Below are 14,070 nucleotides of genomic sequence, written 5' to 3' on the forward strand. Positions count from 1 at the left end.
GTCAAAGGAGTCACCACATGTATATCGGGATCGATCTTGGCACGTCGGGGGTGAAAGCCATCCTGTTAAGCGAGCAGGGCGATGTGTTAGCCACCCAGACTGAAAAGTTGCAGGTTTCACGCCCGCATCCGCTTTGGTCGGAACAAGATCCGGAGCAGTGGTGGCAGGCGACGGACCGCGCAATGAAAGCCTTAGGCGAGCAGCACAGCCTGCGCGACGTGAAAGCGCTGGGCATTGCCGGGCAAATGCATGGCGCAACGTTGCTGGATAGCCAGCATCGCGTTCTGCGCCCGGCTATTCTCTGGAACGATGGCCGCTGTGCGGAGGAGTGCGCGATCCTTGAGAAACGTGTGCCTGCGTCCCGCGAGATTACGGGCAACCTGATGATGCCCGGTTTTACCGCGCCAAAACTCCTGTGGGTGCAGCGCCATGAGCCTGAGATTTTTCGTCAGGTGTCGAAAGTTCTGTTGCCAAAAGACTACCTGCGTTTTCGCATGACGGGGGATTTTACCAGCGACATGTCTGACGCCGCAGGCACGATGTGGCTCGACGTGGCGAAACGGGACTGGAGCGAGGCGATGCTGGATGCCTGCCAGCTGACGCGGGACCATATGCCTGCGCTGTGTGAAGGCAGTGAAGTCACGGGCACTTTGCAGCCTTCTGTTGCTGAACGCTGGAATATGCCAGCCGTACCCGTCGTCGCCGGCGGCGGCGATAATGCGGCGGGTGCGGTCGGCGTGGGGATGGTCGAGGCAGGACAGGCTATGCTCTCGCTCGGTACCTCCGGCGTCTATTTTGCCGTCAGTGACGGCTATCGTAGTAACCCTGAAAGCGCCGTACACAGCTTCTGCCACGCGCTGCCGGGTAAATGGCATTTGATGTCGGTGATGCTGAGCGCGGCTTCCTGCCTCGACTGGGCGGCAAAGCTAACCGGAATGGCGGACGTCCCGGCGCTTATCGCAGCGGCACAGCAGGCGGATGATAATGCCGGTGCGGTCTGGTTTTTACCGTACCTTTCCGGCGAGCGGACGCCGCATAACAACCCCGAAGCGAAAGGGGTCTTCTTCGGTCTTATCCATCAGCATGGCCCGGCAGAGCTGGCGCGCGCGGTGCTTGAAGGCGTTGGCTATGCTCTGGCGGACGGAATGGATGTCGTGCATGACTGTGGACTGACGCCATCCAGCATTACGTTAATTGGCGGCGGCGCGCGAAGCAGCTACTGGCGGCAAATGCTTTCCGATATCAGCGGGTTGCAGCTCGACTATCGTACGGGGGGAGATATAGGCCCGGCGCTCGGTGCGGCACGGCTGGCGCAAATTGCGCTGAATCCGGATGCACCACTGAACCAGCTTTTGCCCCAGCTGCCGCTTGAACAGCAGCATCGTCCTGATGCGAATAATCATGCTCGCTACGCAGAAAGACGAGACGTGTTTCGCAAAATTTATCAGCAGCTTTTACCGCTAATGTCATAAACAAGAGCCGGGTGGCGCTAACGCTTACCCGGCCTACCAGCCTTCTACCGGGTTAGCTCACAAACCTGCGCGTATCGATTCTTTGCAGCATCATTGACAGCAGCAGGCTGACAACCAGCGTAACGGTAAATATCCAGACAATATCCAGCACCGGCCAGCTTTTCAGCTCAACGCCGCGGGTGCGGAGGGCGTGGATCACCAATGCGTGAAAACCGTAAATGCCCAGTGAGTGGCGGGAGATAAACCCCAGCACCGGAAGCGGGCGGGCATTCAGGGTGTTTTTAACCAGCGTCAGCAGCGAAATCGCGCAGATAAAGACCATTGGGCCGCAGTACAGATACCAGGTATCGGCAAAGTTGCCGCGCCATTGCAGTTCGTGCAGCGTCCCGCGAGAGATAATAAACACACTGACGAGAAACGCGGCCGCGCAAAGCCAGTTCATTCCTCGCTTTTGCGTCTCCATCATGCCAATGGCGCGCCCCAGCATGCCGTACAGCACGTAATAAAACGTATCCCCGGTGATATAGAGGTTAACGGGCAGCCATTCAAAGCCATCCATTTTCTGTGAGACGGTATTCGGGTTGGCCACGATCCCGATTATTACCATCAAGGCCAGCAGCATTTTACCGCTGACGTTTTTTACCTGAATTAACGGCGAAACCAGATAAATAACGATTATCGCGAAGAAAAACCACAGATGATAGAACACCGGTTTTTGCAACAAGTTGAGCAGGGAACGTTCGGCATTAATTGAAGTGAACAGGATGATATAGAGTAGCGAAATGACGCTGTAAAACAGCAGACAGGAGACAATACGGATGAAATGTCTCGGCTGTGCGCTACGCTCACCAAAAAAGAGGAAACCGGAAATCATAAAGAACAGCGGGACGCTTACGCGGGAAGCCGAGTTCAGAACGTTGGCGACATCCCAGTTAACAGGGCTGATACTGTGCGCGTTCGTGACATACCAGGCCGTTGTGTGGATCATCACCACCATCAGACAGGCTATTCCCCGCAGGTTATCAATCCAGTTAATTTTTGACTGCATTAGTTCCTCTGTATTCCTGATAAAGAAAGTGTGACTGCGATTGTGTATAACTTTTCCCTTGGAAAAATCTGAGTTTGGCCAGGCTATCTTGTAGGAGGCTGGCGAGATTCGCAGAATGACGGACATTAATCTATAAACGTGTTGCTACTAAAAATAACAGCCACTGACCAGGGCGGTAATAAAAATGATGATGAAGCGTGGGGCGTCACTCTTTCTGCTGCTCTTATTAACAGGATGCAGTGCTTCTGAGGAGATTCCGGCCCAAAAAGCGCAGCAGGGGAAATTGAGCCCGGAGCGTTCCCTGAATATGGAACAGCTGTGCAAAGATCAGGCGGCTCACCGCTATAATTCCGACACACAGAAAATTCATATTAACGGCTTCGAGCGCTTTCAGGGCAGCTATGAGCTGAAAGGCTATACGGCGCGTAAAGAGGGCTTTGTTTGCTCATTTGATGCAGACGGCCAGTTTTTACATCTCTCAATGCGTTAAATTGCTCGTATAAGCAGCAACCAGAGCCTTCGCTGGTTCTGGCTGTAGGGCTTATTCCCCAATTTTCCCTAAACAACCCCGTTTCGTACTGTATATCTTGCAGCCAGCGGGTATACTGATCCCTTCCATTTAAAACCACACGTATCCAGCACGAAATACTATGCAAAAGTTTGATACCAAGACCTTCCAGGGCCTGATCCTGACCTTACAGGATTACTGGGCTCGTCAGGGCTGCACCATTGTTCAACCTTTGGACATGGAAGTTGGCGCAGGCACCTCACACCCGATGACCAGCCTGCGCGCGTTAGGGCCAGAGCCAATGGCGACCGCCTATGTGCAGCCATCCCGTCGTCCAACCGATGGACGTTACGGCGAAAACCCGAACCGTTTGCAGCACTACTATCAGTTCCAGGTGGTGATTAAGCCATCTCCCGACAATATTCAGGAACTGTACCTCGGGTCACTGAAAGAGCTGGGTATGGATCCGACCATTCACGACATTCGTTTCGTGGAAGATAACTGGGAAAACCCAACGCTGGGTGCCTGGGGTCTGGGTTGGGAAGTGTGGCTGAACGGCATGGAAGTGACCCAGTTTACTTACTTCCAGCAGGTTGGCGGTCTGGAATGTAAACCGATCACCGGTGAAATCACCTACGGTCTGGAACGTCTGGCCATGTACATTCAGGGCGTAGACAGCGTTTACGACCTGGTCTGGAGCGACGGCCCGCTGGGTAAAACCACCTACGGCGACGTGTTCCATCAGAACGAAGTGGAGCAATCCACCTATAACTTCGAATACGCGGACGTGGACTTCCTGTTCACCTGCTTCGAGCAGTACGAGAAAGAAGCCCAGCAGCTGCTGGCGCTGGAGACTCCGCTGCCGCTGCCTGCCTACGAGCGTATTCTGAAGGCTGCCCACAGCTTCAACCTGCTGGATGCCCGCAAAGCCATCTCCGTGACTGAACGTCAGCGCTACATTCTGCGTATTCGCACCCTGACCAAAGCCGTTGCAGAAGCTTACTACGCGTCCCGTGAAGCCCTTGGCTTCCCGATGTGCAACCGAAACAAATAAGAGGCGGCCATGTCTGAGAAAACATTCCTGGTGGAAATTGGCACCGAAGAGCTGCCACCAAAAGCCCTGCGCAGCCTGGCTGAATCTTTTGCTGCGAACGTCACTGCCGAGCTGGATAACGCTGGCCTGGCACACGGTAACATTGAGTGGTTTGCTGCCCCGCGTCGTCTGGCGCTGAAAGTGGCAAACCTGGCGGCGTCCCAGCCGGATCGCGAAGTTGAAAAACGTGGCCCGGCAATCGCCCAGGCGTTCGACGCGGAAGGCAAGCCGAGCAAAGCGGCTGAAGGCTGGGCGCGCGGCTGCGGCATCACCGTTGATCAGGCCGAGCGTCTGACTACCGACAAAGGTGAATGGCTGCTGTATCGTGCCCATGTGAAAGGCGAAAGCGCCGAAGCACTGCTGCCTGACATGATCGCGACCTCATTGGCAAAATTGCCGATTCCTAAGCTGATGCGCTGGGGTGCGTCCGACGTACACTTTGTGCGTCCGGTTCACACCGTGACCCTGCTGCTGGGCGATACCGTTATCCCGGCGACCATTCTGGGCGTGGCGTCCGATCGCGTGATCCGCGGCCATCGCTTTATGGGCGAGCCGGAGTTCACCATCGACAATGCTGACCAGTACCCGCAGATCCTGCTGGAGCGCGGTAAGGTCATTGCTGACTACGAACAGCGTAAAGCCAAAATCAAAGCAGACGCGGAAGACGCGGCGCGCAAAATTGGCGGTAATGCCGATCTGAGCGATAGCCTGCTGGAAGAGGTGACCTCTCTGGTCGAATGGCCGGTTGTGCTGACCGCGAAATTCGAAGAGAAATTCCTGGCCGTTCCGGCAGAAGCGCTGGTGTACACCATGAAGGGTGACCAGAAGTACTTCCCGGTTTACGCCAATGACGGCAAGCTGCTGCCAAACTTCATCTTCGTGGCGAACATCGAATCGAAAGATCCGAGCCAGATTATCTCCGGTAACGAGAAAGTGGTGCGTCCGCGTCTGGCGGATGCCGAGTTCTTCTTCAACACCGACCGTAAAAAACGTCTGGAAGACAACCTGCCGCGTCTGCAAACCGTGCTGTTCCAGCAGCAGCTGGGTACGCTGCGCGACAAGACCGACCGTATCGCGGAGCTGTCCGGCTGGATTGCCCGTGAAATTGGCGCCGACGTTAACCACGCTACCCGCGCGGGCCTGCTCTCCAAGTGCGACCTGATGACCAACATGGTGTTCGAATTTACCGACACCCAGGGCGTGATGGGCATGCACTACGCGCGTCACGATGGCGAAGCGGAAGATGTGGCGGTAGCCCTGAACGAGCAGTATCAGCCGCGCTTTGCCGGTGACGATCTGCCGTCTAACCCGGTTGCCTGCGCTGTGGCGATTGCCGACAAGATGGATACCCTGGCGGGTATCTTCGGTATCGGTCAGCATCCGAAAGGCGACAAAGACCCGTTCGCGCTGCGTCGTGCTGCGCTGGGCGTGCTGCGCATCATCGTAGAGAAGAACCTCAATCTCGATCTGCAAACGCTGACCGAAGAAGCGGTACGTCTGTACGGCGATAAGCTGACCAACGCGAAGGTTGTGGATGATGTTATCGACTTTATGCTCGGTCGTTTCCGCGCGTGGTATCAGGACGAAGGTTACTCCGTTGATACCATTCAGGCTGTTCTGGCGCGTCGTCCGACCCGTCCGGCAGATTTCGATGCGCGTATGAAGGCGGTTTCCCACTTCCGTACGCTGGATGCGTCATCTGCGCTGGCTGCGGCTAACAAGCGCGTTTCCAACATTCTGGCGAAGTCTGACGAAACGCTGAACGAGCGCGTAAACGCCGCAACCCTGAAAGAGCCGGAAGAGATTTCTCTGGCGATGCAGGTTGTGGTGCTGCGCGACAAGCTGGAGCCGTACTTCGCGGAAGGTCGTTACCAGGAAGCGCTGGTGGAGCTGGCGGAGCTGCGTGACGTCATCGACGCCTTCTTCGAGAAGGTGATGGTGAACGTGGAAGATAAAGAGCTGCGGATTAACCGTCTCTCAATGCTTGAGAAACTGCGTGAGCTGTTCCTGCGCGTGGCGGATATTTCGCTGCTGCAATAACGTAAAAAACCCGCCCCTGACAGGCGGGAAGAACGGCAACTAAACTGTCTCTCTTCGCCAATGGCGCCATAACTGCGTTGGCTGCGCTCGTTCACCCGAATCACTTACTAATGTAAGCTCATCGGGATTCGCTCGCTTGCCGCCTTGTTCTGACGTCATTGGCTTTGAGATACTTTTCCTTATTTACACTCTCTCAATTAATTTACACCCTCTCAAACACCGTCGCGATCCCCTGACCCAACCCGATACACATTGTTGCCAGACCAAACTGGGCATCTTTGCGCTCCATCAGGTTGATCAGCGTGGTGCTGATACGCGCCCCGGAGCAGCCCAGCGGGTGTCCGAGCGCGATCGCGCCGCCGTTGAGGTTAATTTTCTCGTCGATCTGTTCCATCAGCCCCAGATCTTTAATACACGGCAGGATCTGCGCGGCGAAGGCTTCGTTCATCTCGAACAGATCGATATCGCTGGTGGTTAATCCCGCTTTTTTCAGCGCCAGCTTCGAGGCCGGAACCGGGCCGTAACCCATGATGGAAGGATCGCAGCCCACGACTGCCATCGAACGCACGCGGGCGCGTGGCGTCAGGCCTAATTCGCGGGCGCGGCTTTCGCTCATCACCAGCATCGCGGCGGCACCGTCGGACAGGGCAGACGAAGTGCCCGCCGTTACCGTGCCGGTGACCGGATCAAAAGCCGGACGCAGGGTAGAAAGCGCTTCGACCGTGGTTTCCGGGCGGATGACTTCGTCGTAGCTGAACTGCTTCAGTACGCCGTCTGCATCGTGACCGCCGGTCGGGATGATCTCATTCTTAAAGGCACCGGACTGCGTGGCGGCCCAGGCGCGAGCGTGAGAGCGCGCGGCAAAGGCATCCTGCATTTCACGGCTGATGCCATGGAGGCGGGAGAGCATCTCGGCGGTCAGGCCCATCATCCCCGCGGCTTTCGCCACGTTACGGCTCATGCCTGGGTGGAAATCGACCCCGTGGCTCATCGGCACGTGGCCCATGTGCTCCACGCCGCCCACCAGGCAGGCCTGCGCATCGCCGGTCATAATCATCCGTGCCGCATCGTGCAGCGCCTGCATCGACGAACCGCAAAGACGGTTGACGGTGACGGCCGGAACGGAATGCGGGATCTCCGCCAGCAGGGACGCGTTACGGGCGATGTTGAAGCCCTGCTCCAGCGTCTGCTGGACACAGCCCCAGTAGATATCGTCCAGCGCTGTTGGGTCCAGCGCCGGGTTACGCGCCAGCAGGCTACGCATCAGGTGCGCGGAGAGATCTTCCGCTCGCACGTTACGGAACGCGCCGCCTTTTGAACGGCCCATCGGGGTGCGAATTGCATCAACAATGACAACCTTTTCCATTGTGACTCCTTAAGCCGTTTTCAGCTCGCCAACCGGACGGGCTGGCTCAACTGCTGGGTAGTAGGGTTCGTTATGGCGCGCTTTGTTACGCAGACCTTCCGGCACGTCATAAAGCGGACCGAGGTGCTGATATTGCTGAGCCATATCGAGATAGCGAGCGCTGCCGAGCGTATCCAGCCAGCGGAACGCGCCGCCGTGGAACGGAGGGAAGCCGAGTCCGTACACCAGCGCCATATCCGCTTCTGCCGGGCTGGCAATAATGCCTTCTTCGAGGCAGCGCACCACTTCGTTGATCATTGGAATCATCATGCGGGCGATGATCTCTTCGTCGGTAAAGTCGCGTTTCGGCTGACTGACGTCGGCCAGCAGGCCATCCACCGCCGCATCTTCTTCTTTTTTCGGTTTGCCTTTGCTGTCTTCTTTATAGCGCCAGAAGCCCAGACCGTTTTTCTGACCAAAGCGATTGGCGTCGAACAGGGCGTCAATGGCGTCGCGATAGTCTTTCTGCATGCGCTGCGGGAAGCCCGTCGCCATCACCGCCTGTGCGTGATGGGCAGTATCGATGCCGACAACGTCCAGCAGATACGCCGGGCCCATCGGCCAGCCGAACTGTTTTTCCATCACTTTGTCGATTTTGCGGAAATCTGCGCCGTCGCGAAGGAGCTGGCTGAAACCGGCGAAGTACGGGAAAAGCACACGGTTAACGAAGAAGCCCGGGCAGTCGTTAACGACGATCGGCGTTTTGCCCATCTTGCTCGCCCACGCCACCACTTTGGCGATGGTTTCGTCAGAGGTTTTTTCCCCACGGATCACTTCGACCAGCGGCATGCGGTGCACCGGGTTAAAGAAGTGCATCCCGCAGAAGTTTTCCGGACGCTTCAGCACGCTCGCCAGTTCGCTGATAGGAATGGTGGAGGTGTTTGAGGCCAGCACGGTTTCCGGACGCACCTTGTCTTCGGTTTCGGCCAGCACTGCTTTTTTCACTTTCGGGTTCTCAACGACCGCTTCAACTACTACGTCTACACGGTCGAAACCGCTGTATTCCAGCACTGGCTGAATGGTTGAGATCACGCCTGCAAGCTTCAGCCCGTCAATTTTGCCGCGCTCAAGCTGTTTATTCAGCAGCTTGGCCGCTTCGGTCATGCCCAGCGTCAGGGATTTCTCGTTGATGTCTTTCATTACTACCGGCACGCCTTTCCAGGCCGACTGGTAAGCGATACCGCCACCCATAATGCCAGCACCGAGTACCGCCGCGTGTTTTGGCGTTTCAACGTTTTTGGTTAGCTGTTTGGCTTTGCCCTTCACGAACTGATCGTTAAGGAAGATACCAACCAGCGCGCGGGCTTCGTTGGTGTGCGCCAACGGAACAAAGCTCTGGTTTTCCAGCTTCAGGGCGTCATCACGGCCCAGACGCGCTGCCGCTTCAATGGTTTTCACCGCCGTGATCGGCGCCGGGTAGTGTTTACCCGCCGTCTGCATCACCATACCTTTGGCGATGGTGAAGCTCATGGTGGCTTCAATTTTGCTGAGCTTTAGCGGTTCCAGCTTCGGCTGACGTTTGGCTTTCCAGTCGAGATCGCCGTTAATCGCCTGACGCAGAATGGCGACAGCGCCTTCAATCAGTTTTTCAGGCTTAACCACGCCGTCCACCAGTCCGATTTTCTGCGCCTGTTCCGCGCCCACATCTTTACCTGCGGCAATGATTTCCAGCGCGCTGTCGGCACCCAACATGCGCGGCATACGCACCGAGCCGCCAAAGCCCGGCATAATGCCCAGTTTGGTTTCAGGCAGACCGATACGCAGATCCGGCGTGGCCAGACGATAATCGGTTGCGAGTACGCACTCACAGCCACCGCCCAGCGCATAGCCATTTACGGCAGAAATCGTTGGAACAGGCAGATCTTCCAGACGATTAAAGACGCTGTTGGCGAAGTGCAGCCACTGGCTCAGCTGTTCTTCGGGCACCAGGAACAGCGACAGGAATTCGGTGATATCCGCGCCAACGATAAAGGCCGCTTTGTTGGAGCGCAGCAGCAGCCCTTTTAAATCTGATTGCTTTTCAAGTACATCCAGCGCCTGGCCAAGACTGGCCACCGTCGCGGTATCAAGCTTGTTCACTGAGCCGGGGGCATCGAACACCAGTTCGGCAATGCCATCTTCCAGCCAGTCTACGTACAGGGTGTCGCCTTTGTAGAGCATGTCGGTCTCCTGAATCCAGCAATTGGATCTGGTCATACCAGATGAAACGGAGTGTGGAATTTATGTTAATAAAATGCAAATTAGTCATTAAGAAATTGCTGCGTTGATCACGGTCGGTGGAAATCACGCACCCGCAGTGAGGTGTGCTAAGATGCGATGACTTGAGGTCAAAAAAACGAAAGGAAGAATGATGGACTCACTGGCTTCGCTTTATAAAAATCATATCGTTACCCTACAGGAACGTACCCGCGATGTACTGGCCCGCTTCAAGCTGGATGCCCTGCTGATCCACTCCGGCGAGCTGATGAATACTTTTCTTGATGATCATGCTTATCCCTTCAAGGTTAACCCGCAGTTTAAAGCCTGGGTGCCTGTCACGCAGGTGCCAAATTGCTGGTTGCTGGTGGATGGCGTGAACAGGCCGAAACTGTGGTTCTACCTGCCGGTCGATTACTGGCACAACGTGGAGCCGCTGCCGACCTCATTCTGGACCGAAGAAATTGACGTGATTGCGCTGCCAAAAGCGGACGGCATTGGCAGCCAGCTGCCAGCGGCGCGCGGCAACATCGGCTACATTGGTCCAGTTCCTGAGCGTGCGCTGGGTCTGGATATTCCGGCAGATAAGCTCAACCCGAAAGGCGTACTGGATTATCTGCACTACTATCGCGCCTACAAGACGGACTACGAGCTTTACTGCATGCGTGAAGCGCAAAAAACGGCGGTGAACGGTCACCGTGCGGCGCATGAAGCCTTCCAGTCCGGCATGAGCGAGTTCGATATCAATCAGGCTTACCTGACGGCGACCGGCCACCGCGATACCGACGTGCCGTACAGCAACATCGTGGCGCTGAATGAACATGCCTCGGTTCTGCACTACACCAAACTGGATCATCAGGTTCCGGCTGAGATGCGTAGCTTCCTGCTGGACGCGGGGGCAGAGTACAACGGCTATGCGGCAGACCTTACGCGTACCTGGGCGGCGAATGCGGATACCGATTTCGCGCAACTGATTAAAGACGTGAACGATGAACAGCAGGCGCTGATTGGCACCATGAAAGCGGGAACCAGCTATGTGGATTACCACATCCAGTTCCATCAGCGCATCGCGAAACTGCTGCGTAAGCATCAGATTGTCAACGACATGAGCGAAGAGGCGATGGTTGAGAACGATCTGACCGGGCCATTTATGCCGCACGGTATCGGCCACCCGCTGGGTTTACAGGTTCATGACGTCGCGGGCTTTATGCAGGATGATACTGGTACGCACCTGGCGGCACCGTCAAAATATCCTTATCTGCGCTGCACCCGCGTTCTGGCCCCGCGTATGGTATTGACCATCGAGCCAGGCATCTACTTTATTGAATCCCTGCTGGCACCGTGGCGTGAAGGGCAATTCAGCAAGCACTTCAACTGGGAGAAAATTGAAGCGCTGAAGCCGTATGGCGGCATTCGTATCGAGGATAACGTGGTTATCCATGAGAACAGCATCGAGAACATGACGCGAGATCTGAAGCTGGCCTGATGGAAAGCTGGCTGATACCGGCCGAGCCGGTCACCTTTGTTGAGGAAATCAAAAAAAGCCGCTTTATCACGCTGTTGGCACATACCGACGGCGTGGAGGCGGCGAAGGCGTTCGTCGAGTCTGTCCGCGCGCAGCATCCCGATGCCCGCCATCACTGTGTGGCGTGGGTCGCCGGGCCGCCAGACGACTCACAGCAGCTCGGGTTTTCTGATGACGGTGAACCGGCGGGCACGGCCGGAAAACCGATGCTCTCCCAGTTGATGGGCAGCGGTGTGGGTGAAATCACCGCCGTCGTTGTTCGCTTCTACGGGGGCATTTTGCTAGGCACCGGAGGCCTTGTTAAAGCCTACGGCGGTGGTGTTCAGCAGGCGCTTAATCAACTGATAACGACCCGCAAAACGCCACTTACCGAATATACTTTGTTATGCGATTACGCCCAGCTTTCGGGTATCGAAGCATTGCTCAAACAGTTTAACGGCGTCATCGCACACAGTGATTATCAGGCAATGGTGCAATTACGCGTGGCGCTTCCTCAGGCGGAACTGGCTGCTTTTTCAGCAAAACTCGCTGATTTTAGTCGCGGTTCATTGCAATTACTGCCGATTGAAGAATAATCCCCACCTCACAATATTGAATACCTAAGGAAGCGGCAGAGATGCATTTTCGTGCCATTACCCGAATCGTTGGATTGCTGGTCATACTTTTCTCCGGGACGATGATCATTCCTGGGCTGGTGGCGCTCATCTACCGGGACGGTGCGGGGCGCGCATTTACGCAAACCTTTTTTGTCGCGCTGACGATTGGCTCCCTGTTGTGGTGGCCAAACCGTCGTGAGAAAGGTGAATTGAAATCCCGGGAGGGGTTTCTGATTGTGGTTCTGTTCTGGACGGTACTGGGAAGCGTGGGTGCGCTGCCGTTTATCTTCTCTGAACAACCGAATCTCACCGTAACGGATGCGTTTTTTGAATCGTTCTCCGGATTAACGACCACCGGGGCCACCACGCTTGTAGGGCTGGATTCGCTCCCACATGCGATTCTCTTTTACCGGCAGATGCTCCAGTGGTTCGGCGGCATGGGGATTATCGTCCTGGCGGTGGCTATTCTGCCGATTCTGGGCGTCGGGGGGATGCAGCTTTATCGGGCAGAGATGCCTGGCCCGTTGAAAGATAACAAGATGCGCCCGCGTATTGCAGAGACGGCGAAAACCCTGTGGCTTATTTATGTCCTGCTGACGGTGGCCTGCGCGCTGGCGCTGTGGTTTGCCGGGATGCCTGCGTTTGATGCCATCGGACACAGCTTTGCGACTATCGCTATCGGCGGGTTTTCCACCCACGATGCCAGCGTCGGTTATTTTGACAGCCCGACAATTAATACCATCATTGCCATCTTCCTGCTGATCTCAGGCTGTAACTACGGTCTACACTTCTCGTTGCTTAGCGGACGTAGCCTCAAGGTGTACTGGCGCGACCCGGAATTCCGGATGTTTATTGGCGTCCAGCTGACCCTGGTGGTTATCTGCACCCTGGTACTGTGGTTCCACGATGTCTATAACTCGGCAGTCACAACCCTGAACCAGGCTTTCTTCCAGGTGGTATCGATGGCGACAACAGCCGGTTTCACCACGGACAGTATTGCGCGCTGGCCGCTGTTCCTGCCGGTGCTGCTGTTGTGCTCTGCATTTATCGGCGGGTGCGCCGGGTCGACGGGCGGTGGTCTGAAGGTGATCCGTATTTTGCTGCTGTTCAAGCAGGGGAACCGTGAGTTGAAACGTCTGGTCCACCCGAATGCGGTTTACAGCATTAAGCTGGGGAACCGCGCGCTGCCGGAACGTATCCTCGAAGCGGTGTGGGGATTCTTCTCGGCTTATGCGCTGGTCTTTATTGTCAGTATGCTGGCGATTATCGCCACGGGCGTGGACGATTTCTCTGCCTTCGCCTCTGTGGTGGCAACGTTAAACAACCTGGGGCCGGGGCTGGGCGTCGTGGCGGATAACTTTGCCAGTATGAACCCGGTGGCGAAGTGGATCTTAATCGCCAATATGTTGTTTGGGCGTCTTGAGGTCTTTACGTTGCTGGTGCTGTTTACCCCAACATTCTGGCGTGAGTAAGGAGACATTGGTGAAAACGTTAATTCTTTTCTCAACGCGTGACGGGCAAACGCGTGAGATTGCTTCGTATCTGGCTTCTGAACTCACAGAGCTGGGCATTTATTCTGATGTGTTGAACCTGAATCGCACAGAGCAGATTGCCTGGCAGGATTACGACCGTGTGGTAATTGGCGCTTCAATTCGTTACGGTCATTTCCATCCTGCGCTGGATCGCTTTGTGAAAAGGCATACGGCGGAGCTCGCTAAGCTGCCTGGCGCGTTTTACTCGGTCAACCTCGTTGCCCGTAAAGCGGAGAAGCGTACGCCGCAGACTAACAGCTATACGCGCAAGTTCTTGCTGAATTCGCCATGGCAGCCCGACATCTGTTCTGTCTTTGCCGGTGCGCTGCGTTACCCGCGTTACCGCTGGTATGACCGCTTTATGATCCGCCTGATCATGAAGATGACGGGCGGGGAAACGGATACGCGTAAAGAAGTCGTTTATACCGACTGGGCTCAGGTCGCCAGTTTCGCCCGTGAAATTGCGCGTTTAACGGACGATTCGCGGTTTAAATAAGCGTTGAGTTTGAAAAATGACCGAACAAAAAGTTTTTTGTATTTAGTGCTTGTCACTTCAGAAGAACTCCCTATAATGCGCCTCCACTGACACGGAACAACGGCACGCAAGCCGCCGGGTCAGCAGAGAAAAGCAAAATAAACGCTTGACTCTGAAGCG

11 protein-coding genes are annotated in these 14,070 nt (G+C 55.8%); 8 read left to right on the forward strand and 3 right to left on the reverse strand.

Features of this window, described 5'->3' with window-relative positions; translation table 11 throughout:
- The first annotated feature begins 17 nt into the window (after nt 1–17).
- Complete coding sequence (xylB, locus tag G6Q29_RS20125) at nt 18–1,472, forward strand: xylulokinase (RefSeq protein ID WP_165466882.1); 1,455 nt, start codon at nt 18–20, stop codon at nt 1,470–1,472.
- Nucleotides 1,473–1,524: 52 nt separating this feature from the next.
- On the opposite strand, the gene G6Q29_RS20130 is transcribed toward xylB, so the two are convergent.
- Nucleotides 1,525–2,520 carry an acyltransferase gene (locus G6Q29_RS20130; protein ID WP_165466883.1) on the reverse strand — a complete coding sequence of 332 codons (996 nt, stop codon included), beginning with the start codon at nt 2,518–2,520 and terminating at the stop codon, nt 1,525–1,527.
- Nucleotides 2,521–2,704: 184 nt separating this feature from the next.
- Between G6Q29_RS20130 and G6Q29_RS20135 the strand changes: the two genes are divergently transcribed.
- From G6Q29_RS20135 to glyS, 3 genes are all read left to right on the forward strand, one after another.
- Nucleotides 2,705–3,010 carry a YsaB family lipoprotein gene (locus G6Q29_RS20135; protein WP_165466884.1) on the forward strand — a complete coding sequence of 102 codons (306 nt, stop codon included), beginning with the start codon at nt 2,705–2,707 and terminating at the stop codon, nt 3,008–3,010.
- A gap of 160 nt (nt 3,011–3,170) precedes the next feature.
- Nucleotides 3,171–4,082 (forward strand): glycine--tRNA ligase subunit alpha, encoded by a 912-nt coding sequence (gene glyQ / locus G6Q29_RS20140; protein WP_003860141.1) that lies wholly within the window; start codon nt 3,171–3,173, stop codon nt 4,080–4,082.
- Between the two features lie 9 nt (nt 4,083–4,091).
- A complete protein-coding gene (gene glyS / locus G6Q29_RS20145) occupies nt 4,092–6,161 on the forward strand; it encodes a glycine--tRNA ligase subunit beta (RefSeq protein WP_165466885.1) in 2,070 nt (689 codons plus the stop codon).
- 202 nt (nt 6,162–6,363) lie between these two features.
- Here the strand turns inward: glyS and fadA are convergent, their stop codons facing one another.
- Complete coding sequence (gene fadA / locus G6Q29_RS20150; protein WP_165466886.1) at nt 6,364–7,527, reverse strand: acetyl-CoA C-acyltransferase FadA; 1,164 nt, start codon at nt 7,525–7,527, stop codon at nt 6,364–6,366.
- 9 nt (nt 7,528–7,536) lie between these two features.
- Entirely contained in the window at nt 7,537–9,726 is a 2,190-nt protein-coding gene (gene fadB, locus G6Q29_RS20155) for a fatty acid oxidation complex subunit alpha FadB (RefSeq protein WP_165466887.1), read from the reverse strand.
- Between the two features lie 190 nt (nt 9,727–9,916).
- On the opposite strand from fadB, the gene pepQ reads away from it, so the two are divergent.
- From pepQ to hemG, 4 genes are read left to right on the forward strand one after another with little or no spacing between them, the layout of a single operon-like run.
- Nucleotides 9,917–11,248, forward strand: a complete 1,332-nt coding sequence (gene pepQ / locus G6Q29_RS20160) for a Xaa-Pro dipeptidase (RefSeq protein WP_165466891.1) — start codon at nt 9,917–9,919, stop codon at nt 11,246–11,248.
- Nucleotides 11,248–11,862 carry an IMPACT family protein gene (locus G6Q29_RS20165; RefSeq protein WP_165466888.1) on the forward strand — a complete coding sequence of 205 codons (615 nt, stop codon included), beginning with the start codon at nt 11,248–11,250 and terminating at the stop codon, nt 11,860–11,862. Before pepQ ends, G6Q29_RS20165 begins: the two co-directional genes overlap by 1 nt.
- Before the next feature lie 41 nt (nt 11,863–11,903).
- On the forward strand, nt 11,904–13,355 hold the full coding sequence (gene trkH, locus G6Q29_RS20170; protein WP_006808591.1) for a Trk system potassium transporter TrkH: 1,452 nt from the start codon (nt 11,904–11,906) through the stop codon (nt 13,353–13,355).
- Nucleotides 13,356–13,365: 10 nt separating this feature from the next.
- Nucleotides 13,366–13,911, forward strand: a complete 546-nt coding sequence (gene hemG, locus G6Q29_RS20175; protein WP_165466889.1) for a menaquinone-dependent protoporphyrinogen IX dehydrogenase — start codon at nt 13,366–13,368, stop codon at nt 13,909–13,911.
- The last annotated feature ends 159 nt before the right edge of the window (nt 13,912–14,070 follow it).

This window comes from Enterobacter cloacae (genome assembly GCF_011078175.1).
In the GTDB taxonomy this organism is placed as follows: Bacteria; Pseudomonadota; Gammaproteobacteria; order Enterobacterales; family Enterobacteriaceae; genus Enterobacter; species Enterobacter cloacae_Q.